28 protein-coding genes are annotated in these 25,860 nt (G+C 42.5%); 18 read left to right on the top strand and 10 right to left on the bottom strand.

Features of this window, described 5'->3' with window-relative positions:
• Window positions 1–259: 259 nt before the first annotated feature.
• The gene (locus C2M33_RS10060; protein WP_105174388.1) at window positions 260–691 is read right to left on the bottom strand and encodes a TIGR02444 family protein; all 432 of its coding nucleotides are present in this window, start codon (window positions 689–691) and stop codon (window positions 260–262) included.
• On the bottom strand, window positions 678–2,597 hold the full coding sequence (locus tag C2M33_RS10055; protein WP_105174387.1) for an ATP-binding cassette domain-containing protein: 1,920 nt from the start codon (window positions 2,595–2,597) through the stop codon (window positions 678–680). Before C2M33_RS10055 ends, C2M33_RS10060 begins: the two co-directional genes overlap by 14 nt.
• 129 nt (window positions 2,598–2,726) lie before the next feature.
• Here C2M33_RS10055 and C2M33_RS10050 point away from each other — a divergent pair, with 129 nt between their 5' ends.
• Entirely contained in the window at window positions 2,727–2,930 is a 204-nt protein-coding gene (locus C2M33_RS10050) for a YheV family putative zinc ribbon protein (protein WP_054554491.1), read from the top strand.
• A 21-nt stretch (window positions 2,931–2,951) separates the two neighbouring features.
• Here the strand turns inward: C2M33_RS10050 and C2M33_RS10045 are convergent, their stop codons facing one another.
• Entirely contained in the window at window positions 2,952–3,164 is a 213-nt protein-coding gene (locus tag C2M33_RS10045; RefSeq protein WP_063702531.1) for a SlyX family protein, read from the bottom strand.
• The gene (locus C2M33_RS10040) at window positions 3,151–4,149 is read right to left on the bottom strand and encodes a WD40 repeat domain-containing protein (RefSeq protein WP_063702529.1); all 999 of its coding nucleotides are present in this window, start codon (window positions 4,147–4,149) and stop codon (window positions 3,151–3,153) included. Before C2M33_RS10040 ends, C2M33_RS10045 begins: the two co-directional genes overlap by 14 nt.
• A gap of 200 nt (window positions 4,150–4,349) precedes the next feature.
• Here C2M33_RS10040 and fkpA point away from each other — a divergent pair, with 200 nt between their 5' ends.
• Complete coding sequence (gene fkpA, locus C2M33_RS10035) at window positions 4,350–5,105, top strand: FKBP-type peptidyl-prolyl cis-trans isomerase (RefSeq protein ID WP_063702527.1); 756 nt, start codon at window positions 4,350–4,352, stop codon at window positions 5,103–5,105.
• A gap of 54 nt (window positions 5,106–5,159) precedes the next feature.
• On the opposite strand, the gene C2M33_RS10030 is transcribed toward fkpA, so the two are convergent.
• Together C2M33_RS10030 and C2M33_RS10025 are read right to left on the bottom strand one after the other, a co-directional pair.
• Complete coding sequence (locus C2M33_RS10030) at window positions 5,160–6,206, bottom strand: S66 peptidase family protein (RefSeq protein WP_199776358.1); 1,047 nt, start codon at window positions 6,204–6,206, stop codon at window positions 5,160–5,162.
• A 146-nt stretch (window positions 6,207–6,352) separates the two neighbouring features.
• A complete protein-coding gene (locus tag C2M33_RS10025) occupies window positions 6,353–6,823 on the bottom strand; it encodes an Rsd/AlgQ family anti-sigma factor (protein WP_063702523.1) in 471 nt (156 codons plus the stop codon).
• A 613-nt stretch (window positions 6,824–7,436) separates the two neighbouring features.
• Between C2M33_RS10025 and hemE the strand changes: the two genes are divergently transcribed.
• Window positions 7,437–8,501 (top strand): uroporphyrinogen decarboxylase, encoded by a 1,065-nt coding sequence (hemE, locus tag C2M33_RS10020; protein WP_063702520.1) that lies wholly within the window; start codon window positions 7,437–7,439, stop codon window positions 8,499–8,501.
• A 47-nt stretch (window positions 8,502–8,548) separates the two neighbouring features.
• On the opposite strand, the gene sthA is transcribed toward hemE, so the two are convergent.
• Both sthA and C2M33_RS10010 read right to left on the bottom strand, forming a co-directional pair.
• Window positions 8,549–9,979 (bottom strand): Si-specific NAD(P)(+) transhydrogenase, encoded by a 1,431-nt coding sequence (gene sthA, locus C2M33_RS10015; protein ID WP_054562900.1) that lies wholly within the window; start codon window positions 9,977–9,979, stop codon window positions 8,549–8,551.
• A 13-nt stretch (window positions 9,980–9,992) separates the two neighbouring features.
• Entirely contained in the window at window positions 9,993–11,126 is a 1,134-nt protein-coding gene (locus tag C2M33_RS10010) for an acyl-CoA desaturase (protein WP_063702518.1), read from the bottom strand.
• Between the two features lie 116 nt (window positions 11,127–11,242).
• On the opposite strand from C2M33_RS10010, the gene fabR reads away from it, so the two are divergent.
• The 14 genes from fabR to C2M33_RS09940 all read left to right on the top strand — a co-directional run bounded on the left by fabR (window position 11,243) and on the right by C2M33_RS09940 (window position 23,985).
• Window positions 11,243–11,875 carry an HTH-type transcriptional repressor FabR gene (gene fabR / locus C2M33_RS10005; RefSeq protein ID WP_054554482.1) on the top strand — a complete coding sequence of 211 codons (633 nt, stop codon included), beginning with the start codon at window positions 11,243–11,245 and terminating at the stop codon, window positions 11,873–11,875.
• Between the two features lie 109 nt (window positions 11,876–11,984).
• Complete coding sequence (locus tag C2M33_RS10000) at window positions 11,985–13,133, top strand: hypothetical protein (RefSeq protein WP_063702516.1); 1,149 nt, start codon at window positions 11,985–11,987, stop codon at window positions 13,131–13,133.
• Between the two features lie 19 nt (window positions 13,134–13,152).
• Window positions 13,153–13,809 carry a peptidoglycan-binding protein gene (locus tag C2M33_RS09995; protein WP_063702514.1) on the top strand — a complete coding sequence of 219 codons (657 nt, stop codon included), beginning with the start codon at window positions 13,153–13,155 and terminating at the stop codon, window positions 13,807–13,809.
• A gap of 3 nt (window positions 13,810–13,812) precedes the next feature.
• Window positions 13,813–15,525 carry a T6SS phospholipase effector Tle1-like catalytic domain-containing protein gene (locus C2M33_RS09990; RefSeq protein WP_105174385.1) on the top strand — a complete coding sequence of 571 codons (1,713 nt, stop codon included), beginning with the start codon at window positions 13,813–13,815 and terminating at the stop codon, window positions 15,523–15,525.
• Window positions 15,510–16,022, top strand: a complete 513-nt coding sequence (locus C2M33_RS09985) for a hypothetical protein (RefSeq protein ID WP_063702510.1) — start codon at window positions 15,510–15,512, stop codon at window positions 16,020–16,022. Before C2M33_RS09990 ends, C2M33_RS09985 begins: the two co-directional genes overlap by 16 nt.
• A gap of 9 nt (window positions 16,023–16,031) precedes the next feature.
• The gene (locus tag C2M33_RS09980; RefSeq protein WP_063702508.1) at window positions 16,032–16,544 is read left to right on the top strand and encodes a hypothetical protein; all 513 of its coding nucleotides are present in this window, start codon (window positions 16,032–16,034) and stop codon (window positions 16,542–16,544) included.
• A gap of 17 nt (window positions 16,545–16,561) precedes the next feature.
• Window positions 16,562–17,080, top strand: coding sequence for a DUF2931 family protein (locus C2M33_RS09975; protein WP_063702551.1), 519 nt, complete (start codon window positions 16,562–16,564; stop codon window positions 17,078–17,080).
• Window positions 17,081–17,172: 92 nt separating this feature from the next.
• Entirely contained in the window at window positions 17,173–17,601 is a 429-nt protein-coding gene (locus C2M33_RS09970; protein WP_171038283.1) for a DUF2931 family protein, read from the top strand.
• A 17-nt stretch (window positions 17,602–17,618) separates the two neighbouring features.
• Window positions 17,619–18,137 carry a DUF2931 family protein gene (locus C2M33_RS09965; protein ID WP_105174391.1) on the top strand — a complete coding sequence of 173 codons (519 nt, stop codon included), beginning with the start codon at window positions 17,619–17,621 and terminating at the stop codon, window positions 18,135–18,137.
• A 451-nt stretch (window positions 18,138–18,588) separates the two neighbouring features.
• Window positions 18,589–20,136, top strand: coding sequence for a 2-isopropylmalate synthase (gene leuA / locus C2M33_RS09960; protein WP_063702502.1), 1,548 nt, complete (start codon window positions 18,589–18,591; stop codon window positions 20,134–20,136).
• Complete coding sequence (gene leuB / locus C2M33_RS09955; protein ID WP_063702500.1) at window positions 20,133–21,209, top strand: 3-isopropylmalate dehydrogenase; 1,077 nt, start codon at window positions 20,133–20,135, stop codon at window positions 21,207–21,209. The genes leuA and leuB overlap by 4 nt, the downstream gene beginning before the upstream one ends.
• A gap of 58 nt (window positions 21,210–21,267) precedes the next feature.
• Window positions 21,268–22,668: a 3-isopropylmalate dehydratase large subunit gene (gene leuC / locus C2M33_RS09950; RefSeq protein WP_063702498.1), complete on the top strand. Its 1,401-nt coding sequence runs from the start codon at window positions 21,268–21,270 to the stop codon at window positions 22,666–22,668.
• Window positions 22,668–23,267 carry a 3-isopropylmalate dehydratase small subunit gene (gene leuD / locus C2M33_RS09945; protein WP_054562894.1) on the top strand — a complete coding sequence of 200 codons (600 nt, stop codon included), beginning with the start codon at window positions 22,668–22,670 and terminating at the stop codon, window positions 23,265–23,267. The genes leuC and leuD overlap by 1 nt, the downstream gene beginning before the upstream one ends.
• A 124-nt stretch (window positions 23,268–23,391) precedes the next feature.
• Window positions 23,392–23,985 carry a hypothetical protein gene (locus C2M33_RS09940; protein WP_054562892.1) on the top strand — a complete coding sequence of 198 codons (594 nt, stop codon included), beginning with the start codon at window positions 23,392–23,394 and terminating at the stop codon, window positions 23,983–23,985.
• A 2-nt stretch (window positions 23,986–23,987) separates the two neighbouring features.
• On the opposite strand, the gene C2M33_RS09935 is transcribed toward C2M33_RS09940, so the two are convergent.
• Window positions 23,988–24,353 carry a hypothetical protein gene (locus C2M33_RS09935; protein ID WP_105174384.1) on the bottom strand — a complete coding sequence of 122 codons (366 nt, stop codon included), beginning with the start codon at window positions 24,351–24,353 and terminating at the stop codon, window positions 23,988–23,990.
• A 127-nt stretch (window positions 24,354–24,480) separates the two neighbouring features.
• Between C2M33_RS09935 and C2M33_RS09930 the strand changes: the two genes are divergently transcribed.
• A complete protein-coding gene (locus tag C2M33_RS09930) occupies window positions 24,481–24,927 on the top strand; it encodes a tellurite resistance TerB family protein (protein WP_054554468.1) in 447 nt (148 codons plus the stop codon).
• A gap of 268 nt (window positions 24,928–25,195) precedes the next feature.
• Here the strand turns inward: C2M33_RS09930 and C2M33_RS09920 are convergent, their stop codons facing one another.
• Window positions 25,196–25,765 (bottom strand): NADPH-dependent FMN reductase, encoded by a 570-nt coding sequence (locus C2M33_RS09920; protein ID WP_105174383.1) that lies wholly within the window; start codon window positions 25,763–25,765, stop codon window positions 25,196–25,198.
• Window positions 25,766–25,860: the final 95 nt, after the last annotated feature.

The following is a 25,860-nucleotide window of genomic DNA, read 5'->3' as shown; positions in this document are numbered from 1 at the left end:
TGCTGGTGTTGTTGCAACTATCGTTGAGTAATATCAACAGATAGAGCTTCACAGCTTATAAAAAGGTCGCCTAGGCGGCCTTTTTTAATGTCTGTAGAAAGCTATCAGCTGTCAGACGTCAGATTAGACTGATGGGGTTGTTAAGTTCAGTGTCTCACTCAGAAATTAAATCCCGTAGGAGGCACTTTAGTGCCGAATTAGAACCATTCTTACAATTAGGCTTGAGCTAGACTCTTTAAACTTTACTCTCGCTAACTCGCTAACTCGCTAACTCACTTCCAACATAAAGCCTTATGTTTTCAGCATTTGTGCGCTGAGTGAATATCATGGTATTCGCTGTGTGTATCAGTAATTGTTGCTGCTTTTTTTCGAGTTTTAATTCTGCGCTAAGTAGCTCTTTGCGAATGGTGGGGTAGTCTGAAATCTCGGCTTGAATGGTTTTAAGGTAGGCGCGTGTGGCTCTTAGGGGCTGTAAAGCCTGTTGATCAAATGTAGCAATGCACAATTCAAGCTCACTCAGTTGAGAGGGGGTTACAGCCAGCTCTAAAGAATCAAGATAATAAAGCAGCAGGCACAGGTTTACATTTTTGCCTTGCTGGTCTTGATAGCCTAGTAGCTTGGTTTGCATGCCGTCTTTGCTGTAAAGCTGACATGCAAACTGCCAAAACTGTTCGCTGTTAAGCGGTTTCATCGGCAAAGGCCTGCTCTTTTTCTTCAAGCTCTTCAAGTGCCATAAGCAGCTCTTCTTCAACGTTATTAAGCTTTGGGGTTAAGCTTGCTTGCTTAGTGAGTAGCTCTGTCAGTTTTGCTTTATTCTCATCACTGTATAAATCATTGTCGGCAAGTGCGTTTTCGATTTCTCCAAGCTCTGTAGAGTACTTATCAAGTTGCTTTTCCAGCTTTTCGATTTGCTTTTTCAATGGTTGCACTGACTTTCTGAACTCAGCTTCTAAGCGCTTTTGCTCTTTGCGGTTAACGCTTGAATGTGCTTTAGGTGCATTGTCTTCAGGGCTTTTAGCGGCTTCTTTATTGGCATTCAGTAGCCATTGGTAATAGGCATCAAGGTCATAACCAAACTGTGTTACTTCGCCGTTATCAACGAGGTAATACTCATCAGCGGTGTTTTTAAGCATGTGACGGTCGTGCGATACGGTCACCATAGCGCCTTCGAAGCCTTGTAGCGCCATCACTAAGGCATGACGCATTTCTAAATCTAGGTGGTTGGTTGGCTCATCCAGTAACAGTAGGTTTGGCTTTTGATATACCAGCATTGCTAGTACTAAACGGGCTTTTTCACCGCCAGAAAATGGCGCAACTGGTTCAAGTGCTTTATCGCCAAAGAATGCAAAGCCGCCTAAAAAGTCACGCAATGATTGCTCAGGAGCTTGTGGATTTAAACGTTGTAAATGGGTCACTGCACTGGCTTTTAAATCAAGTGACTCAAGCTGATGCTGCGCAAAGTAACCAATATTTAAGCCCTGATGCTGAAATACTTCACCTGCTTGAGGTTGCAAATCGCCAGCTAATAATTTAATCAGTGTTGATTTACCCGCACCATTTCGGCCAAGCAGCGCAATACGGCTACCCGGCACAAGGTTTAGCTTAATGCTGTGTAAAATGGTGGTGTCGCCATAGCCTGCTTTGGCTTGGTCGAGGGTCATTAACGGGTTTGGTAGCGCTGTTGGCTCGGCAAACTCAAAATCAAAAGGTGAGTCAACATGGGCTGGGGCTAACTTTTCCATCCGCTCTAGGGCTTTTACGCGGCTTTGTGCTTGCTTAGCCTTACTAGCTTTTGCTTTAAAGCGCGTAATGAACTTTTCTAGGTGAGCAATTTGTTCTTGTTGCTTTTCGAACATCGCTTGTTGTTGTAATAATCGCTCTGCTTTTTGGCGTTCGAATTGTGAGTAATTGCCTTTATAAACATTTATTTTTTGTGCGTCTATGTGCCAAATTTGGTCAACTACGGCATCTAAGAACTCTCGGTCATGGGAGATAAGCACTAGAGTGCCTGTGTAGGCTCGTAAAAAACGTTCTAACCAGTAAACCGCATCGAGATCTAAGTGGTTGGTTGGCTCATCCAGCAGTAATAAATCGGCATCACGAATAAGTGCTTGTGCTAAGTTTAAGCGCATACGCCAACCACCAGAAAAGGCACTCACTGGGTTGTCTATTTGCTCATTACTAAAACCTAAACCGTGTAATAGCTCACCAGCTTTTGCTTCAATGCTATAACCTTGAATATGTTCTAGGCCAATATGTGCTTTTGCCTGCGCATCGCCGTCGTTATTTTGCTCAGCTTCGCGAAGTGCAATTCTTAGCGCGTAATATTCAGGATGACCTTGTAATACATAATCGAGGGCACTGATTTCGAGCGCAGGTGTTTCTTGCTTTACAGAGGCAATTGACCAGTCTTTAGGAATTTGGCATTCGCCGGCATCGAGTTGCAATTCAGACTTTAGTAGCGCGAACAGCGTTGATTTACCACAGCCATTAGCGCCCACAAGGCCGACTTTATGCTCTGGGAATAAGGTGGCAGAAGCCCCTTTTAGTAAGGCGTTACCACCACGTAGAAGTTCGATGTCTGAAATTTGGATCATGAATGTTTACTTGCACAGCACTGATTAAATTGCCGCTATCATAACACGGATCACATTAGCCTTCGCAATCGTATCAAACAGAGAATTATTAGGCTAAAATAGCCGCCTACATGCCACGGGAGATCATCTATGAGACAAAGAAAACGCTTTATTGCTGGAGCATCGTGCCCTGAATGTAAGGCCATGGATACCATGATGCTTTATAAAGAACATGATGTGGAAAAAGTGGAGTGCGTACAGTGTGGTCACAAAATGACGCAACCAGAGCAGGCAGTTCAGGCCTCAACGCGTCAATTCGAACAAGTGATTGGTGTGTTCAAGCCGGGCGATTAATACCCGGCTCTATTCACCTGATTAATAATGAGGTGGAGGCGGCTCTTGAAGCTGTGACATTAAAGAAGGCTGCTGCGCTTCTTTAATCTTTTCTGCAAGTAACTCAGTCTGGCGTTTCATTTTTGCCAGCTGCTGTTGGTGCGCTTTAAGCTCATCATTCAATATTTCAATTGTTTCATCTTGAAAAGCGACTTTTGCTTCAAGTTCCATTAAACGATGTTCAATTGTATTCATTTGATTCTCTTAGATTAAAACTTTCAGCGAATCCGCTGGAGCTTTCGGTTAATAACGCTTGGTTGTTATCAGTAAACGCAACATCTAACACCACGGCTGATTTCGGGCGGCTTCCTTCTCGAGGAATCACTTGCCACGTATGTAACTTTTTACCTGACTCTAGCTGCCATAAATCGACCAATCGATTGGGTGAACCTGTTGCAAGTAAAGTGCCCTCATCATTAAAACGGACGGCGGTAAAAATTTTCTGACGCGCAATATACGCCAGTTTGCTAACAAGATCACCTGTAGTCAGTTGCCATACATTTGCTTGCTTCATACTGTCTGCGGTAAATGCGTATCGACCTTGTGGATCAAGGGCAACTTGAGTAACGCGACTTGGGTGGTTAAAGCGATGGATCACTTGCCCTGTGCGAGTGTCCCAAAAGTAAGCTACATAGTCATTTGAGCCGCTTATGGCGTAGTGGCCGTTAGGTGAAAGGTCAACAACATTGACTTTTTCTTGGTGGCCAAGGAACTCTATGCGTCTGCCACTCTCTAAGTCGAGGTAAACGACTACACCGTCGGCGCGGCCATATAACACACTGCGCCCTTGGTTACTTATCGCGATATCTCGAATTGTTGAGGCGTGTATTTTGTAATAACCCGTGTTGTTGCCCGTGGCAATGTCCCACACTGCAAAGGTGGACTTTTCAGCGGTAACTGCATGGCTATTGTCGTAAGAGATAGCAACAGTATGAACCAAGCTATCTTGATTTTGTTGTTGAAACCATTGGTATTTTAGCACCTGTTGTTGATTATCCCACAGTGCGACCCCATGGTGTATTGATGAGATTAAGCTGTATTTGCCATCGTGCGACAGCGCACTGGCGAAGGCACCTTTAGCCGCATGCTCATAGCGTGCAGTTGATTGCTCATGTTGCTCAGAGCACGCTACAACTAAGCAAAGGCTGAGCAGATACAAAAAAGTACGAAATATCGACATATTACGAGTATTTCCCCTTAACTCTTAGTGATTGAGAGGTTAGACTAGGTCTCGTTGAAGGCCTAGGTTGTTAGTCTAATCGCTGATCATGCATAAGCATGACATTAGTTATTAGACAAGCAGCCTACCATGTAGGTCGTTAATCTTTAACTAGTAATAATACAATAATTGACAACTGCAAAGTGTGTCGGAGATATAAAATGAGAAAGACGATTAAATTGTCATTGATTGCAGCGTCAGTTTTAGCGCTTACAGCTTGTAATCAGGAAGCAAAAAAAGAACAGCAAGTTGAAGTTAAACTAGAGACTGAAGCTCAGCAACAAGCATACGGTATTGGTGCGTCTGTTGGTAACTTCTTAAACCAAGACCTTGCTGATAAAAAAGCGTTAGGTGTTGAACTAGACGAAGCGCTTCTTAAGCGTGGTTTTGAAGACGCGCTAGCGGGTAACGCTAAACTTGATGACGAAAAAATTCGTGAAGTGTTAACGGCGCTTGACCAAAGCATTCGCACTAAACAACAAGAAAAAGCGAAAGTAGAAGCTGAGAAGAGCAAAGCTGAAGGCGAAAAATTCCTAGCTGAAAACGCGAAGAAAGAAGGCGTGACAGTAACTGAATCTGGCCTACAGTACGAAGTGATCACTGAAGGTGAAGGCGAAAAGCCAGTAGCAACTGACGTTGTTAAAGTACACTACAAAGGCACTTTATTAGACGGTACTGAGTTCGATAGCTCTTACTCACGTAACGAACCAACTACGTTCCCACTTAATCGTGTGATCCCAGGTTGGACTGAAGGTTTACAATTAATGCCAGTTGGCTCTAAGTACAAGTTCACTATTCCATCTGAACTTGCATATGGCGAGCGTGATCTTGGTAAGATCCCAGCTAACTCAACGCTTGTTTTCGAAGTAGAATTACTTGAAATCCAAAGCGATGACAAAGCTGTACCAGCTGAGTAATATTAAACTCAATAAAAAAGGGCCGATTGGCCCTTTTTTTACGCATGAAGTTTATTAACTAAATGCCGTTTCTTTCATTTTTAATGTGCCACTATCAGCATCAAGCTCAACCAAAGTGCCAACAGGCAAGATAAATTGGCGCTTAATATGGCCAATCATAGCTCCACGATAAGCAGGAATTTCCAGCGGTTTTATATAATCTGCAAAAATATCGTCAAGGGTTAAAGAGCCATAACCACGGCCAGGCTTACAGTCATTACAATCGCCAAACACAAAGCCCGCAATTTTATCAAGTGCGCCCATGAGTTTGAGTGTGCTCATCATTCTGTCAATTCGATACGGCGCTTCGTCGATATCTTCTAAAAATAAAATTGCGCCATTAAAGTCAGGTAAATAATTCGATCCTGCAAGGGCTGTCAGTACCGTTAAGTTACCGCCGATTAATCGTCCAGAGGCTTTACCTGATGTGATCGTTTGGGTCAGGTACTGAGTGTTAACAAGCTCATCATCGGCTTTTGGTAAGTTTTGGAAATGCATCAACTTACGCGCTTCGAACATGTTCTTAAATTGCGCGACATGAAACGGGTTCCAGTCACTCGATGCATTTGGGCCATGGAAGCTGATTAGCCCAGCTTGAGAGAGTAGTGCATTGTGTAGAGCGGTAATGTCCGAATAGCCCATCAGAGGTTTTGGGTTGTTACGGATCATTGCGTAGTCGAGCAAAGGTAAAATACGGGCAGCGCCTGAACCGCCACGTAAACACAAAATGGCATCAACCTCTTTGTCACTGAATAAACTGTTTAAATCGCCGGCTCGCATTACATCAGTGCCAGCTAAATGACCGCGTCTTGCTAAAATGTTTGGTGCAAGCTTAGCCTTGTAACCCAGCGCCTCTATAACGCCTTTTGCTAGTATGATATCAGCCTGTTCAGCAGTGGCAGCTGACGGGCTACACACACCAATTGTGCCGCCTTTTTCCAGCGCTTTTGGCTTAATTAATGTTTGGGTACTGCTATTCTGAGCAGCCATTAAAGGAGCTGATGTTATACTTGCGCCAGCAGCAAGGATTGAAAGTGACTTTAAAAATGACCGTTTATTCATAGCGAGCCTCATGTTTTTATAGTATGAGTATCGCATTGAAGAAAATATTTCAAATATTTGTTACGAATGGAATAGATGATTCTTTTTAGGCAGGCAAAAAAGGTGTTTTTCAGCAGAGAGTGTTTCTCTGCTGTGCAACTAAGCTGTTAGCTGGTGTGATTAGAATAAAGGTTATCGATTAACTCATCTTCTAATTCAAAGCGTAATTCAAGCGCTTCACCTAATGTTGATAAATCTTTATCAAACTCATCAAGCAAGTCATCTTTGTCAACTTCTGCGTATTTGTCGTTAAAGTCGAGTGCTACATCTGTGGTTTCAGAAATGCGCGGGTATAAGGCATTAGCCAGCTTTTGGCTTTCAGGACCTTTTTCTTCACACGCTTTGGCAATGTCGTCGTAAATTTCGAAATGGCCAGCAGAAAGGTAATCCATCAGAATTTGGCAAAAGTTTTGAATTTGCAGTTGATCAGGAAGGGCGTGATCTTTCTTTTCGTACGGTGAAAAGCCTGCAATACGGCAGAACAACACAAGCAGCTCTTGACGTTCTGTGAGCCATTTGTCGATTACAGAGTGACTACCACCCCATTTTTGTTGAGCTTTTTCCAAACGCGTCAGCATATTTCATCTCCTCGCTGAGTAGGTTTTCCTTTGTATATATAAAAAGGAAATATGACACAAAGATCAACTAAATTCTTAGTGTCTAATTGCAACAGATTGTAAAAGTCATTCTAAAGACATACTTTTCAGCGCTGAGTAGGCCAAAAAATAACCTTGTTTTTAGAGTGGACTTTTTTTTGCTCTCATTGCAGTGTATGGGAATTGATTCAAAACTACTAGTATTAATTTTGCAATTTTTATCTAAGCGGAGGAGTTGTAATTTGCTGATTTAGAAAAGAAAAAACCACCAAAATTGGTGGTTTAATTCTTTTTCTAAGACTTGTTAAAACAAGCGTTCTTATTATTATGGGAAGATTGTTGTTCTTATTGTTATAAGATTTTTATTATTGTTTTTGTTAACGCGGGATAGGTTATACCAAGCTTTTTTGTATGTTGCAAATTTATTAATAGAAAGTTTTAAATTTATTTTGTTTTCGCTCAAAAAACACACTATAGGCTTAGGTTGGCTTAAAAAACATGATCTATATCTAGCCTTGATTATCTATCCATAGTGAGACGCGCAATATGGTGATACAATCTGCTCAATTTCATTCAGTTCTAGGATTCTATACGCATGAGCGAATTAAAAAACGATCGTTATTTACGTGCACTACAAAAGCAACCTGTTGATGTCACACCGGTATGGATGATGCGCCAAGCTGGCCGTTATTTACCTGAATACCGTGCTACACGTGCCCAAGCAGGCGACTTTATGAGTTTATGTAAAAACGCTGAACTTGCTTGTGAAGTAACGTTACAGCCATTACGTCGTTATCCGCTTGATGCTGCAATTCTATTCAGTGATATTTTAACTATTCCTGATGCTATGGGCTTAGGTCTTTACTTTGAAACAGGTGAGGGCCCGAAATTCGAACGTCCGATTTCTTCATTAGCAGATGTTAAAAAAATCCCAAAAATCGATCCAACTGATGAGCTTGGTTATGTAATGAATGCGGTAAGTACGATTCGCCGCGAATTAAAAGGTGAAGTACCGCTAATTGGTTTCTCTGGTTCACCTTGGACACTTGCTACTTACATGGTTGAAGGTGGTAGCAGCAAAACATTCGGTAAAATCAAGAAAATGGCCTTTGCAGAACCACAAACACTGCACCTATTACTTGATAAGTTAGCGGACTCAGTAATCGACTATTTAAACGCGCAAGTTAAAGCGGGCGCGCAATCGTTAATGGTATTTGACTCATGGGGCGGTGTATTAAGCCCACGTGATTACAATGAGTTTTCATTACAATACATGCACAAGATTGTTGATGGCTTAATTCGCGAACATGATGGCCGTAAAGTACCAGTGACGTTATTTACTAAAAATGGTGGTCAGTGGATTGAAGCAATTGCAGCAACAGGCTGTGATGCAGTAGGTCTAGACTGGACTATTAACATCGGTGATGCAAAGCGTCGTGTTGGCGATAAAGTAGCGCTGCAAGGTAACATGGACCCAGCAATGCTGCATGGTACGCCTGAGCGCATTCGCCAAGAAGTTGCCACTATCCTAGAAGACTTTGGTACAGGTTCTGGCCATGTATTTAACCTAGGTCACGGTATTACACCAGATGTAGACCCAGAAAATGCAGGTGTATTTATCAACGCCGTTCATGAATTCAGTGGTAAATACCACAAATAAGCAAAAGCTAGTCATAAAAAAGCCCGCATTAAGCGGGCTTTTTTTATTTACTTAAACAAACGATTTAAACCATTTAATGCAGCTACGCGATAGGCTTCAGCCATAGTCGGGTAGTTGAACGTGGTATTTACAAAGTAATCAATGTTATTACCGCCGTTCTTTTGTTCCATAATAGCTTGACCGATGTGAACTATTTCAGAGGCACGCTCACCGAAGCAGTGCACACCCAGTACTTCTTTGGTATCAACATGGAATAAAATCTTTAAGCTACCCACCTCAGTGCCTGCAATTTGCGCACGCGCTAAATGCTTAAATTGAGCACGGCCTACCTCGTAAGGGACTTTTGCAGCAGTTAACTCTTGCTCGGTTTTACCCACTGAGCTCATTTCAGGGATTGTATAAATACCTGCTGGGATATCAATGATCAGCTTTTCATCGCAATTACCACATGCAATCGCATCGGCTGCAATACGGCCTTGGTCAAATGCTGCACTGGCAAGGCTTGGGTAACCAATGACATCACCCACAGCATAAATGTTGTCGACTTCTGTTTGGTAAGTTTCGTTCACCTTAAGCTGACCACGACCATCCGCTTTTAGGCCAACAGCTTCAAGGTTTAATGTGTCTGTGTTACCCGTACGGCCATTGGCAAATAAAATACAGTCAGCTTTTACGCGCTTACCTGATTTTAAGTGCATTACCACACAATCATCGCGAGTTTCTACGCGATCAAACTCTTCATTATGACGAATAACAATGCCGCTATTCCAAAAGTGATAGCTCAGAGCATCTGAAATTTCTGCATCCATAAAGGCAAGTAGGCGGTCACGGGTATTCACTAGGTCAACCTTGGCGCCTAAACCTTTAAAAATAGAGGCATACTCACAACCAATTACACCAGCACCATAAATGAGCACACGATGAGGGTCATCTTCAAGGCCTAAAATGGTATCGCTGTCGTAAATACGTGGATGTTTAAAGTCTACACCCGGTGGACGATAAGGGCGCGAGCCAGTAGCAATAACGATTGTTTGTGCAGTAAGCGTTTCAAATGAACCGTCTAGGTGCGTTACTTTAATGGTGTGTTTATCAATAAACTCAGCATCACCTTGATACATATGAATGCGGTTACGTTCATAAAAGCTGCTACGTAAATTAGATTGCTTTGAGATGACGTTACTTGCGTGGCGCAAAATATCTGGGAAAGTTAAGCGGTTAGGGCGCTCACTAATATTAAATAGCGGGTTTGCTTTATATTCAATATAACGACTTACAGAGTGACGTAATGCTTTTGACGGGATAGTACCCCAGTGCACACAACCGCCACCTACTGCTTCTTGACGCTCAATAACAGCGACTTTTTTGTTACTTTTAGATAGGTTCATGGCGGTACCTTCACCGCCAGGACCTGTACCTATGATGATCGCATCATATTGATAAGATGGAGTATCTTTTTGCTTTACTTGTTGTTTGGCCACAGCCGCTCCTATGTTAACTAAAAGAGGCTTTTAACAACCTCGCATTTAGTGCAAGCCAAGCCTGCTTTTGGTTTTCCCAAGCGGCTTCAAGCTCGTGATATTGTGTCATTAATGCTGATTTTTCACACTGTTTCATCATTTTATTACGTTTGATTTCTAACACGCGCCTTTGCAAGGCACAGAAGTGTTGCAGTTTTTTCAGCAGTAAATCGTACTCAGATTGTAATAATGTAAGCTTATCTTGCGCTAAAGGCAATTTTGCAAGGCGACCTTGGGTCTTACTCATCAAGGTTTCTGCTTTGGCTTTTTCGATTCGCTCAATCGGTGTGCGCTTTAATTTTGAAGCAAGACCGATTGCCGCTAAAGAGCGGATCATCCATTTAGTTGGATCATAGTGATACCACTTAATGCCATTGCGATAGTCGCTAGCAAAAATGTGGTGGAAGTTATGATAGCCTTCACCGTATGTGAATAGCGCTAAAAAGCCATTATCACGGGCAGTGTTTTTTTCTGTGTATGGACGTGAGCCCCAGATATGCGCCAGCGAGTTGATAAAAAAGGTAAAGTGCTGGCTCAATACTAAGCGCAGTAAACCAACCAATAATAACATGCCCCATACATCGCCAAGCATTAAACCAAGTAGTAAAGGAATACCAAAATTAGTCGCGACGACTAACTTCATATAGTGACGGTGTTGCCACATAACGACTTTGTTTTTTTGTAAGTCACGGCAGTTACTGTAGTTACCGTATTGCTCGCCTTGATAATCGCGCAGCATCCAACCGATGTGGCTATACCAAAAGCCATTAGTAGCGGCGTAAGGGTCTTTGATTGGATCATCAACTTGACCATGGTGAATACGGTGATCGCTACTCCAGTGCAAGGCGCTATTTTGTAATGCAAAAGCACCACCTAAGGCAAAAATCACTTCAATAACAGGATGCACATCATAGGCTTTGTGTGCCCACAAGCGGTGATAACCTGCAGTAATAGAAAGTCCGGCGTAGAACATACAGCCAACAAAGGCTATCCACTGTGTACTGGTGTATCCGTAGCTAAAGCCATACCAAGGAACAAGGGTGATCGCGGCCAAAAATGTAAGGCTAAAAAATAGCACATTGGTCCAAATAATCGGTGGTTTTTTCATCTGAATAAATCTCGGCGTACAGTTGTACGCTAAAATAGTGTTTCATTCTCTCCGCGTCAAGTATTAGACTGTCTCATTAACCGAAAAATCATTAAAAGTTCACGCTGGGAGTTTCCATGTCGGGTGTTAGAGCGCAACAGAAACAAAAAACACGACAAGCACTAATCGAAGCTGCATTCAATCAATTGAGTGCCGATCATAGTTTTTCTAATTTAAGTTTGCGTGAAGTTGCCCGTGAAGCAGGGATTGCCCCCACCTCTTTTTACCGCCACTTTAAAGACATGAATGAGCTCGGTTTGACCATGGTTGATGAAGCCGGTTTGACACTTCGCCAACTTATGCGCCAAGCGCGTCGCCGTATTGAGAGCGGCGGTAGTGTGATCACGACATCAATCGTGACCTTTATGGAGTTTATCGATAACTCGAGCAACCAATTTAGATTGTTATTGCGTGAGCGCTCAGGAACTTCAAAAGCATTTCGCGCTGCGGTTGCTCGTGAAATTAAACATTTCATTTTAGAGCTTGCGCATTACCTTGAAAGCGAAACTCCGTGCGACCCAACTCATGCATATATTCAAGCCGAAGCCATGGTGACTTTAGTATTTAACGCCGGTGCCGAAGCCCTCGATATTGAAGGGACACAACGTGAAGAACTGGTTGAACGCTTGATCTGGCAATTACGCTATATTGCTCGCGGTGCCACTTTGTATGGCCGTGATAGTAAAGGTAGTGTAGAAAAAACAGCCTAAAGCATGGTGGATTTTTGTTCCCATTTTGTGTATCGTTTTTTGTTTAAATCAGTAACTGAATTCTAAATAGTCAGTTACGCCACAAAATGAATAAATAGCGAGGACGCATATGCTCACCAAGGATCCGGTGAATGATACTCATGCCCATTTTTTAGAACAGAGTGAAGAAACAACGGTAAAAAACAGCCCAAGCTTTCGGGAGCTGAGCCGCAGTTTGTTATACTCGTTACCGAAACATGTGCAAAAGAAAATTCAAGATAACTTGTTTGGCGTATTAGACGCTCATCAGGTCTCACAATTTCGAGATGACAAACGCTGCCAGTTTTGGATTAACCAAAATGGTTGGAAGCGAGTTCCCTACAGTCAGTTTCGCCATGTCTATAGCCGAATTGCGCTATACCCAAAAAGCGCCACTATTTCAAAGAACCATAGCTCAGAGGCTGCTAGCAATGCAACATCAGCTGATTTAAGAGATCAACAAGCTAGGCTATTACAAAGCAATGGCTGTGAGGGACAACCCAACAGGATAGATCAACACATAACTTATACTCGTCGTGTTATCCGCCCAACAGCAACTCAGCAATTTCAACCTACGTTAGCTCTTTATAAGCCTGTTGCAAATAGTAAGGTAGAGTTAAAAGCATCTCACCAAGTTCGGCAAAATTTTACAACCCATGTGCTCCAAGCATCTGAAACGGTAGAAATGTTAGCTCAACAATATACAGGCTATAAAAATGCGAACCTTATTTATGATTACAATTTGGGGTTTAGTCGTGCTAAGCCCGCACCGGTAGGTACTGGATTGATAGTTCCCAATGGTTGGAAATTAAATATAGAAGGCTCCTGCAGTAATTGCCGCAGTATAGATATAGTTTGGCAAGGGCCTACAAATGGTCAAATTACATTGCAATTAGAAAAAAAGCGCCCAGATGAAATATCGTTTTGGCAGCATTATTTTGTTGTGAAGCCAGGTGTTTATGCTGTCACTGTGAGTGCGTCAGGTCTTGTGGAAACCACCTCTTTTACAGTGCTTCAACCAACACAAGAATATGAAATTGAATTGCTTGATCAAGCAGGTAACCCACAGGCAAACATGGGCTATAAAATTCGCTTGCGTAATGGGCATGTAGTCAGTGGAGTATTAGATAGTAAGGGTTATGCCCACGTATCAGGTCCTGACTTTGAAAATGCTAAAATAAGTTTTCATGAGTTAGATGACAAAGACTGGCAGGTGGCCAGCCCTTCCCGTAATGAATAAATTTATAAGGATATAATTTATGACCTTACAACATACTGTGTCGCAAGGCGAAACCTTGCTACGCATTGCTCGTCAATATGGGTTTAGAACCTCTAATGGTCTTTACTTGCATCCGCTTAATGCTGAGTTTCGTTCATTAAGGCCTGAACCTAACCAAATTTACCCCGGCGACGTAATTGCTATTCCAGCAAAAGTTGAAAAATTCATGCCACTGAAAACAGGTAGTAAAAACTCTTTTATGGTGCGTGATGAAAAAGAATTCTTTCGTTTAAAACTAGCTTACGAAAATGGCGAGCAAATTACGGGAAAGCGCATTGTACTGAATATCGCAGGGCAAACAATTGATACCGTCATAGCAGAAGATGGCTTAATTGAAGTAGAGCTCACCGAAAATGAAACGCTTACAGGGCAAGTAGATTTATATCTCAATGACGAAGACACCACACCAACAAAGAGTTTTGCTATTCAAGTTGGGCACTTAGACCCTATTGAAACCTTGTCAGGAGTGCAAGGGCGTTGCAATTTACTTGGGTTTGATTGTGGGAAGGTTGATGGAATTAATGGATCAAAAACACAAACAGGTGTTAAAGCTTTTCAGCTTGCACAGCAGTTGCAAGTTGATGGCATAGCAGGGCCTATTACTAAACGTCGTCTTGTTGACGTATACGGAGCATAAGTAATGAGCCAAGCAATGCCAATGGCAGTAAACCTTGTTAATACACTTGTTATTAATACCGGTGCGGGTGCAACAACAAAGCATATTATTGTAAAAGTACTGGGCGATGTTGATGTAGAAATACAGCTATTTTCACAAGGCAACAAGGTCGTAGTTGAAAAACAAGCAGCGCAGCACTACCGTTTTAATAACCTGTCGCAAGATACACCTTATACACTCAAAGCAATTGTTGCTGGTAAGGCCGAGTTTACTCTTGTTAATGAGCAGCAATTTGCAGACTATTTTAATTCAAACACGGTAAAGTCATTCAATATTGGTAGTAAGGGCGGCCCGCAACTACTTCAACATAAAATTTTACCGAAAGGCCATGTAGAACTCACCTTACTTGCCGAACCGCCTTGCTTTGGGGTGTTTTTTGATGGCACAGGTAATAACCGTTTTAACGACATACAAGACTCAACAGACAGCAAAGAGCCCACGAATGTTGTTAAGTTGTTTGAGTTATATCCATTTCAAACCTATAAATCTCGGTATTATGCCGAAGGGATAGGCACTAAAGCGAATAAAAAAGACTCAACACTAGATATGGGCTTGGCGTTTAGTTTTGATGAGCGCATAAAAAAATCTTTAATATCATTGAACCGTTTTATAAGGAACAGTAATTTTGAGCACATTAGCATCGCTTTAATTGATGTATTTGGCTTTAGCCGAGGTGCAGCCCAAGCCCGAGCGTTTGTTAATCAGGTCAATGCAATTTATCAACATAAGCCAAATTATTGGGGCGGCATTAAGCCTGTTATTCGTTTTGTGGGCTTATTTGATAGTGTTGCATCTATTGGCGGCGATGGCGATAACAACCACAGTGAGTTTTACGCCGATGACGAACTTGACTACCCCGTTAATTTAAATTTAGCGAGCAGCAGTGCCGGGTATGTGATGCACTTAGCTGCGTTTGATGAAAAGCGCGATAAATTCCCTCTTAGCTCATTACTCAATAGTAATAAGCAGCTATCAGAAAACCACAAAGAAATTGAGCTGCCTGGCGTGCACTCAGATATAGGTGGCGGTTATGGCCCCGTTGAAACGAGCATTCTTTACCCTCGGCAGTATATTGCGGGCCAAGCCGGTGAGCCAGAGCACGACAAAGAACTCGTACAGCTTAAACAGTCACTTGAACAAAAATATTATTGGCCAACAATTAATATTCAATTTAAAGCAAGCCGGCCAAGAATAAACCGACAACCAAAGCGAATTTGGAATAAATCAGAAAATACAATTTACACCAGCTACAGGCCGTATTGGCGCCGTAAATTAAGTAATATTCTACCGCATTATAGTTTAGCGCTAATGCACGAAACGGCTGTAAATCAAGGGGTGCCGTTGCAAAACCTAGCAGAGCTTGCCAACCGCAAGCAAGCCGATGGTCAGGCTTTTCCTTATGTTTTACCAAGCGAGCTTAAATCGCTTGTAGATACAGCGCGCAGTTTTGGCCCGCAAAGTGATGCCTGGCATGCTTTATACAAAGACTACATTCACCATAGTGTTAAATACGCGGCAACGATTGATGCGATAGCTCACGGCCCCGAAGAAGAAGCAGAATTTACCACCAAAAACCAACAGCGCGAGCTTTTTTATAACCAGCCAAGTCAAGCTGAAACAAGCTCACAATGGCAATCACAACTAATAAATGGATACCGACTATGGACAAGTTTATAAAACCACTCATCTCAATTGTATATGCTTTGTTTTTAGCCGGTTGCTCGTCAACGGGAAAAATAGATTATATGGTCGTATCTGGCTCAACTGATGAAGGTAATGATATTTTTGCTACATTAGTAAAATTTGATGAGCGGTGGAGTGTCCCTGCAGGTGCAATGTCGTGTTGCCGAGCTACGGCAGGTGCAATGGCCGGAGTTTATGAGCAAAAATTCCCGGAAAAAGTTGAAGTTGAATGGCTCGATAAATCAGAAAATAGAATTTACTACGGTGAAGTGGCCATAGATAAGGTGGGGTATAAATTAGCTAAAAACTTACCTAATTTTAGTTATTACACAGGTGAAGTTGAGGACGAGATTTTTCCCTACCTAATTATTGGCATGGGTGAGACAGGTGAAATAAAAGTGTGGATATCAAATACACCTTCAGCAGGATTCACAGGCCGTGTATTACATGAACTTGGCTCTGGGCAAGCGCAATGGCGCGAGAATAAATAAAAACCGACTATGGACAAGTTTATAAAACCACTCATCTCAATTGCATGTGCTTTGTTTTTAGCCGGTTGCTCGTCAACGGGAAAAATAGATTACATGGTAGCAGGCGTAGGCACTGAGAATGGGAATGCTATTTGGGGGCGCTCAGTGGTATTTGATGATACATGGGGCATACCATCAGGAGCAATTGAGTGTTGTTATGCTGAGGCTGGTGGTACAGTCAGTTTGTACGACCAAAAATTCCCGGAAAAAGTGGCGGTTGAATGGCTCGATAAATCAGAAAATAGAATTTATTACGGTGAAGTGGCCATAGATAAGGCGGGATATAAATTAGCTAAAAACTTACCCCCATTCACTGCGCACACAGGTAAAGTTTTTAACGATGTAAAACCTTATTTAATTATTGGTATGGGTGAGACCGGTGAAATAAAAGTGTGGATATCAAATACACCTTCAGCAGGGTTCACAGGCCGTGTATTACATGAACTTGGCTCAGGGCAAGCGCAATGGCGCGAGAATAATTAAAAATGCATTTAGTTACTATGGACAAGTTTATAAAACCACTCATCTCAATTGCATGTGCTTTGTTTTTGGCCGGTTGTTCGTCAACGGGAAAAATAGATTACATGGTTGCAGGAGGTGCGACACAAAAAGGTAACCAAATTTGGGTGCAGGCAATTACTTTTGATGATAGTTGGGGGGTTCCTATGGGAAGCCTCGGTTGTTGTTGGGAAAGTGCAGGCAAAACAAGTGGTGTATACGACCAAAAATTCCCAGAAAAAGTGGTAGTTGAGTGGCTCGATAAATCAGAAAATAGAATTTATTACGGTGAAGTAGCCATAGATAAGGCTGGGTATAAATTAGCTAAAACCTTACCTGCTTATACATGGGTAAGCACAGGAGAGATAGAAACAAATATAACCCCTTACTTGATTATTGGTATGGGAGAAACTGGCGAGATTAAGGTTTGGTTATCAAATACAAGCTCAGAAATGAATAGGGTTGGTCGTGTATTACATGAACTTGGCTCTGGGCAAGCGCAATGGCGCGAGAATAAATAAAAACCGACTATGGACAAGTTTATAAAACCACTCATCTCAATTGTATGTGCTTTGCTTTTAGCCGGTTGCTCGTCAACGGGAAAATAGATTACATGGTTGCAGGAGGTGCAACAGAAAAAGGTAACCAAATTTGGGTGCAGGCAATTACTTTTGATGATAATTGGGGGATTCCTATGGGAAGCCTCGGTTGTTGTTGGGAAAGTGCAGGCAAAACAAGTGGTGTATATGACCAAAAATTCCCAGAAAAAGTGGTAGTTGAGTGGCTTGATAAATCAGAAAATAGAATTTATTACGGTGAAGTGGCCATAGATAAGGCAGGGTATAAATTAGCTAAAAACTTACCTAATTTTAGTTATTACACAGGTGAAGTTGAGGACGAGATTTTTCCCTATCTAATTATTGGCATGGGTGAGACAGGTGAAATAAAAGTGTGGATATCAAATACACCTTCAGCAGGGTTCACAGGGCGAGTATTACATGAACTAGGCTCAGGGCAAGCGCAATGGCGTGAGAATAAATAAAAATGCACTTGGCAACGATGGACAAGTTTATAAAACCACTTATCTCAATTGCATGTGCTTTGTTACTGGTAGGTTGCTCGACAACGGGAAAAATAGATTACATGGTCGTATCTGGCTCAACTGATGAAGGTAATGATATTTTTGCGACATTAATAGAATTTGATGGGCGGTGGAGTGTCCCTGCAGGTGCAATGTCGTGTTGCCGAGCTACGGCAGGTGCAATGGCCGGTGTTTATGGGCAAAAATTCCCCGAAAAAGTGGCGGTTGAGTGGCTCGATAAATCAGAAAATAGAATTTACTACGGTGAAGTGGCCATAGATAAAGCAGGATATAAATTAGCTAAAAACTTACCTGCATATTCATGGGTAAGCACAGAAGAGATAGAAAAAAATATAACCCCCTACTTGATTATTGGTATGGGAGAAACTGGCGAGATTAAGGTTTGGTTAACTAATGCGCGCTCTGAAAGGAATAGAATTGGCCGTGTATTACATGAACTTGGCTCAGGGCAAGCGCAATGGCGTGAGAATCAATGATGTTTTTAGATTACCTCACTAAATAATTAGATTTTTTCCTCATACTGTTACTTTATGTGTATGTGATAACTATCACATTTAAAAGTTAATCTAAGCAATAGAAGCTTTACCTTCCGAAACTTTAAACGTTCAATGCATTTAGTTGGGTTTAATTAACCTTTAAAGTGTGCTTTTATGGATTTTTAATTTCAGTAACGCGATTTAAAAATCGATTTTGTGGAAAAATTATGCTTGCAAGCAGGTTTTTTGAATGTTAAAAATATAGCCACTGAACACACATTTAGTAAATTAAGATGCAAATTACACATTCAATTACATTAAAACTAAACCTCTTACTGCTTAAATCAGTGAGCGGGGCTTAGTGTATTTGCATTTGTAGAACATTAAAAAACCCCGCAACCGCGGGGTTTTTTTTATCTCGCTAATGGGTCATTGGGAACGAGGACAGTTTATGAAAGATAAGGTTTGGATTTTTGACACAACGTTACGTGATGGTGAGCAAGCATTAAAAGCAAGCCTAACCGAAGACGACAAAATTCAACTTGCGCATACCATTAGCCGCTTAAATGTGGATGTAATGGAAGTGGGTTTTCCGGTATCTAGCCCGGCAGATTTTCGCTCTGTACAGCGCATTGCGACTGAAGTGAAAGGGCCGATTATTTGTGGCTTAGCACGTGCTGTAGCAAAAGATATTGAAGCATGTGGTGAAGCACTTCGCCCGGCAGAGCAGGGCCGTATTCATACATTTATTGCAACCAGCCCATTACACCTTGAGCACAAATTACGTATGAGCTTAGACGATGCAACAGCGATGGCTGTTAAGTCGATTAAACTTGCGCGTAACTACACCGATGACGTTGAGTTTTCGTGTGAAGATGCAGGTCGTACACCGCATTGGGATTTATGCCGTATCGTTGAAAGTGCTATTGATGCCGGTGCATCAACTATCAACTTACCTGACACCGTAGGCTATGTAACGCCAGACGAATACGCTGCGATGATCCACCACTTAATGAACAATGTACCAAATATCGACAAGGCGCGTTTAAGCGTGCATTGCCATAACGATTTAGGTTTAGCGGTTGCTAACTCAATCGCTGCAGTACAAGCCGGTGCTCGCCAAATCGAATGTACAATAAATGGCATTGGTGAGCGCGCAGGTAACTGTTCGCTTGAAGAAGTGGCGATGATCATGAAGATGCGTGAAGACCACTTAAAAGTGCATACCGATATTCGCAGTGAAGAAATTTACCGTGCTTCGCGTCAAGTCGCGAAGATTTGTAATATGCCAGTACAACCAAACAAAGCAATTGTTGGTGAAAATGCCTTTGCACACAGTTCAGGGATCCACCAAGACGGCGTATTAAAAGCCCAAAACACTTACGAAATAATGTCGCCAGAAAGTGTCGGTGTACCTAATAACCAATTAAACATGACTTCGCGTTCAGGTCGTCATGTTATTGAGCATCGTTTAGAAGAGTTAGGCTATCAAAAATCTGATTACGATATGGATAGCTTATATGAGAGTTTCTTAGCATTAGCAGACCAAAAAGGCACTGTGTATGACTACGACTTAGAAGCGATGATTTACTTTAATCAAATCAAAGATAAAGACGAAAAGTACCAACTTGAGTTTGTTAACTCGACGTCTAACTCACAATCGGTGGCGAGTTCAACAATCGGCATGACAATTGATGGCGAGTCTAAGCAAGAGGCCGCAACAGGGAATGGCCCTGTAGAAGCATCATTCTTAGCAATTGAGCGCTTAACGGGTATGTCAGTTGAGATGATTGAATACAACCTAGAAGCAACAGGCCAAGGTGCCAGCTCGCTAGGGCAAGTGAATATTATCGCTAAATACGATGGTCGCCCATATCACGGCGCGGGCATTGCAGCGGATGTGGTAGAAGCGTCAGTACGCGCCATGATCCGCGTTTATAACTTAATTTATCGTGCACAAAAAGTGTCTGATTTAAAACAACAGAGGAAAGCAGGATGAGTCAATCGAATTACAGTATCGCAGTATTAGCAGGCGACGGGATTGGTCCAGAAGTTATGGCAGCAGCAGAAACCGTCTTGGATGCTGTGAGCGAAAAATTTGGTTTTACTTTGACTCGTCATCACCACGCAATTGGTGGTGCAGCCATTGATGAATTTGGTCAGGCACTGCCGCAAAGCACACTGAGTGCCTGCGAAAATGCCGATGCGATTTTATTTGGCTCGGTAGGCGGCCCTAAGTGGGAAAACTTACCACCGAATGAGCAACCTGAGCGAGCTTCACTATTGCCACTACGTAAGCATTTTGGTTTGTTCTGTAATTTACGCCCAGCACAATTATTACCAGCACTAAGTGCTGCATCACCGCTACGTGCAGATATCAGTGCACAAGGCTTTGATATCTTATGTGTTCGTGAGCTAACCGGTGGTATTTATTTCGGTGAAAAAGGCCGCAGTGGCGAAGGGGAACAAGAAGTTGCTTTCGATACCCAAACATATTCACGTAAAGAAATTGAGCGCATCGCACGCTTTGCATTTGAAGCTGCTAAGTTGCGTAGTAATCATGTTACTTCGGTTGATAAAGCGAATGTATTAGCGTCAAGTGTACTTTGGCGTGAAGTGGTCACTGAAGTGAGTAAAGACTACCCAGAAGTGAGCCTTGACTACATTTATGTTGATAACGCGGCGATGCAGTTAGTTAAACAGCCAAGTCAGTTTGATGTATTACTTTGCGATAACTTATTTGGCGACATTCTGTCTGATGAGTGCGCGATGATCACCGGCTCTATGGGCTTATTACCATCAGCGAGTTTAAATCAGTCTGGCTTTGGTTTATATGAACCTGCTGGTGGCTCAGCACCAGATATCGCTGGCAAAGGGGTTGCAAACCCTATCGCACAAATTTTAAGTGCTGCGCTTATGCTGCGTTATTCTCTAGGGCAAGATGAAGCGGCTCGTACGATTGAAAAAGCGGTAGCAGAAGCGGTTGAAGCAGGTGTTGGTACGCCAGATATCTACCCAAATGCAGGGTACACCACTAGTGATGTTGCTGCGGCAATTGTGGCACGTATTTAATTAAAAATTGTTTGCGCTGAGCTCGTCACTCAGCGTAACTAAAATGAGGGAATAGCAAGTGGCCCAAACCTTATACGATAAAATTTGGCAAGCTCATGTAGTCGCCAGCATAAATGATCAAACTGATTTACTTTATATCGACCGTCACCTAGTTCATGAAGTTACTTCGCCGCAAGCCTTTGCTGGCTTACGTGAGAAAAACCGCAAAGTACGTTGCCCAGAAAAAACCTTTGCGACTATGGACCATAACGTTTCAACAAAAAGTCGCTCATTAGATGCTGCGAGTGAAGTGTCGAAAAATCAATTAATGGCACTGGATGCAAACTGTAAAGAGTTTGGTATTCAACTTTATGATTTAAATTCGATTAATCAAGGTATTGTGCATGTAATGGGGCCTGAGCAGGGCATTACCTTACCGGGCACAACCATAGTGTGTGGTGACAGCCATACCTCTACCCATGGTGCATTTGGTGCACTAGCGCACGGTATTGGTACTTCAGAAGTTGAGCATGTTCTAGCCACTCAAACACTGCAGCAGAAAAAAGCCAAGTCATTAAAAATTCAAATAAATGGTCGCCTGCGCCCAACCGTTACTGCCAAAGATTTAATCATGGCTGTGATTGGTAAATTAGGCACTGCGGGTGGTACTGGCTATGTTGCTGAATTTTGTGGTGAAGGGATCGAAGCGCTGTCTATGGAAGCGCGTATGACGCTTTGTAATATGAGTATTGAAATGGGCGCAAAAGCGGGTTTAATCGCACCAGATCAAACAACTTATGATTATTTAAAAGGTCGCCCATTTGCACCACAAGGTGCTGACTTTGATAGTGCCGTTGCCTACTGGCAAACACTAAAAACTGATGAAGGCGCAGAGTTTGATCATGTTGTTGAATTAGAGGCCGCTGATATTCAACCGCAAATTACTTGGGGTACCAGCCCTGAGCAAGTGATTGGCGTAGATGAATGTATTCCTGATCCTGAGCAAGAACCAGATTTAATCAAAGCTGATGCGATTCGTAGTGCACTAAAATATATGGGTTTAAAAGCCGGTGATAAATTGTCTTCTGCGACTGTAGATACCGTATTTATTGGCTCATGTACAAATAGCCGAATTGAAGATTTACGTGCTGCTGCGCAAATTGTTGAAGGTAAGCAGGTTGCAGCGGGTGTTGAAGCGCTGATTGTTCCTGGTTCTGGCCTTGTAAAAAAACAAGCCGAAGACGAAGGTCTTGCAGATATCTTCAAAGCAGCTGGCTTTGAATGGCGTGAGCCAGGTTGTTCAATGTGCTTAGCAATGAATGACGACAGATTAGAAGCCGGCAAACGCTGTGCGTCGACATCAAATCGTAACTTTGAAGGTCGCCAAGGTCGCGGTGGCCGCACTCACTTAGTGAGCCCAGCAATGGCTGCGGCAGCGGCAATTCATGGTCGTTTTGTTGATATCAGAGGAGAAGCCTAATGAGCGTATTTTTTAGTGGCTTAATGGCCCCGTTAGATAAAAACAATGTTGATACTGACCAAATTATTCCAAAGCAGTTTTTAACTTCGACCAGCCGTGATGGCTTTGATGCGGCGCTTTTCTACGATTGGCGTTATCTAGATAACGGCGAGCCAAACCCTGAGTTTATTTTGAACCGTCCTTGTTACCAAGGTGCGCAAATTCTTTTAACTCGAGACAATTTTGGTTGTGGTTCATCGCGTGAGCACGCGCCATGGGCATTAAAGCAATATGGTTTTGAAGTTATTTTAGCGGAAAGCTTTGCAGATATTTTCTTTAATAACTGCGGCAATAACCAAATGCTTGCTATCGCATTACCAGCAGAAACACTTGAGCAATTATTTGTGCTGAGTGAACAGCATGATGATATTCATATCGAAGTTGATTTAGAAAACCAACAACTTCGTAGCGATAAGTTTGACACTATTCACTTTGATATTCGCCATGACATTAAAGAGCGTTTATTAAGCGGCTTAGACTTTATCGGTGTGACTGAAACACTTAACAGCCAAATTGATGCCTTTGAGCAGCAACTTGCAGCAGAACGCCCTTGGCAATAACCTGTTTTTTCCATGTGAACCTAAACGCGGCCAAGGCCGCGTTTTTTTGTTTTTTATCGTAATTGTTTTCTTTACGGCTATTAAGCTATTAGGCTAGGCTGAAATTTTATTTAGGGAACACACCATGAAATATTTAGTGGCATCGATGCTCGTAGCTGCATCATCAGTAGCGGCTGCGCGACCTGCACCGTTAGTGTCAATTCCAAGCCATGATGGCTTTTTTGATAATATTGCTGCCCATTGCGGTAAAGCTTACGAAGGTAAAGTGAGCGTTGATAATGCTGCTGGTCCGAGTTCGTTTGCGGGCAAAAAGTTAGTAATGCATGTACGTCGTTGTAACGAGCGTGAGTTACAAGTGCCATTTCATGTGGGGGATGATGCATCTCGTACTTGGATCATCACAAAAACAGGCAGTGGACTTAGTTTAAAGCATGACCATCGTCATAAAGATGGCAGCGATGATAAATCAACCATGTATGGTGGCCATACCCTTGATGCGGGTTTTGCTAACGCGCAGTCGTTCCCGGCTGATCAATACTCAAAAGAATTGTTTGTGAGCCAAGGTATTCCCCAATCAATGGGTAACACGTGGCAAATGTATATTTATCCAAAGCAATTTACGTATCGCTTAGTGCGTGAAGGACGTGAGTTTCGCGTTGATTTTGACTTAACAAAACCTATCACGCCGCCAAGCGCGCCGTGGGGATATGAAGACTAGTACTATTTAGCTTCGTCTTCACACTGTAGAACAACCGTTAAAGGTGGCTGATAGGCGCGTGGTTTAGTTGGATAACGTTCGTACTCCTGCACCCCATCAGTCACTCTTAGCATAAATGGTTTGTCTCTACATAAGCGGTTTGCATGGCGCAGTAAAAATACGCTTTGATTGCGAAAGTGCTTGTAGTCGTCAGACTGAATTTCGAGATGGTAGCGGCCGTCGGCCAATTTAGTTTGGTAGTAATGGACTTTTTCGTCAAAGTCATAGAGTTTTTCGGTTTCGCCTTTTGCTGCCTGCGCATTACTGCACCCCGCTAACATTAAAACGGCGCTGATTAATAGTGCTTGTGTACTTCTCACTTCACTCATAAACACTTAACTCCATGTGATTAATACCTTGTTTCATCATGATGTTGAACCTGAATTAGCATCCATAGTCAAACTAAGGTAACGTTATGTCTTACATGTAGTCTAACACCCAAAAAGGGAAAATGTGATGCTCAATAAAATAAAACAGCTGTTTTCAGCGCTGAATGATACCCAATCTAGCATTACTGAGCATGACCTAAAAACCGCCGTTGCTGCGTTATTGATTGAGGTTATGCGTGCAGATAATGAGTTACAAGATGATGAGCAACAGACCCTGAATGAGACCTTAAAGAAGTATTTCTCGCTTAACGAGGAAGAGGTTCAAGAGTTAGTTGCAAGTGCATCGCAAAGCCTAGATGATGCAATAGATTATTTTCAGTTTTCAAAGCAAATTAATGCCCAGTGTAGCGCCGAGCAGCGTATTGATATCATCGAACTGTTGTGGCGATTAGCCTACGCAGATGGCAATTTAGATAAGCATGAAGAAATGGTTATTCGCCGCGTCGCAAGCTTGTTGTATGTAACTCATGAAGACTTTATCGCTGCTAAGCTAGCAGCGACAAAGCTAAGCTAGGGCGTGTTGACCTTTGTGGATTAAAATTTGTTCACTCTAGGGGCGATTTAATCGCGGCGCGAGATTTGTAACCTAGTGGGCTAAGTAAAAATCGAGCAACAAAGAGTTAATCGCCCCTAGGAAGAACCCGAAGGGCAGCGCGTGTTTGGCATTGATGCTGCGTTTTCGCCTATTTATGTGGAACAACCACACTACATAGGCTCTGCCTTGCCTAAATACCAAACACACTGCTGCAAAATTAATCATAAAAGGTCAACACGCCCTTATATTACTTATTTAATTTGCTCGCTACGCTCACAAGTTGCTGGGCAAGGCTGGCAACTTTATCGGCTGTATCAGCATCGCTGATGCGGCCTTGTTCATCTAATTTAGTGTGGATAGCAGGCACTGCTAGTTGATCTGCAAGTACTAAGCTACCAATACCCGATAAAATATCACGTACGTGATTTAAACCACGTAAGCCACCTAAACCACCCGGTGATGATGCATAAAGAGCAGTAACTTTATTTCGAAAAGCAGGCACTGCACCTTGCTCTGTACGAGATGCCCAATCGATTGCGTTTTTAAGTGGTGCTGTAATTGAGCCATTATATTCTGGGCTTGCTAATAAAATACCGTCAGCTGCGCGAAGCTTATCTTTTAATAATTGTGCGCCAGCAGGTGTACCTTGCGCTTCAATATCTTCATCAAATAATGGTAAGTCTAAATCACTTAATTTAATCACTTCTACTTCAGCACCACTTTCGAGGGCGAAGCGTGCAGCTTCATTAATCAGTTTTTGATTAAAGCTGTCTTTACGTAGGCTGCCTGCTAGGGCAATAATTTTTGGTGCTGTCATGATGGCTTCCTTTTTTAAGCTTCACTGTTGATGTACTCACTGTAGCAAAAAACAGCTTGCAGAAAAGCCAAATAAACGCAAAACTTATGTGCGTA

Origin of the sequence: Pseudoalteromonas sp. T1lg122 (assembly GCF_002964825.1) — a bacterium.
GTDB classification, from domain to species: domain Bacteria; phylum Pseudomonadota; class Gammaproteobacteria; order Enterobacterales; family Alteromonadaceae; genus Pseudoalteromonas; species Pseudoalteromonas gelatinilytica.
This window is presented reverse-complemented; position numbering and strand designations above follow the sequence as displayed.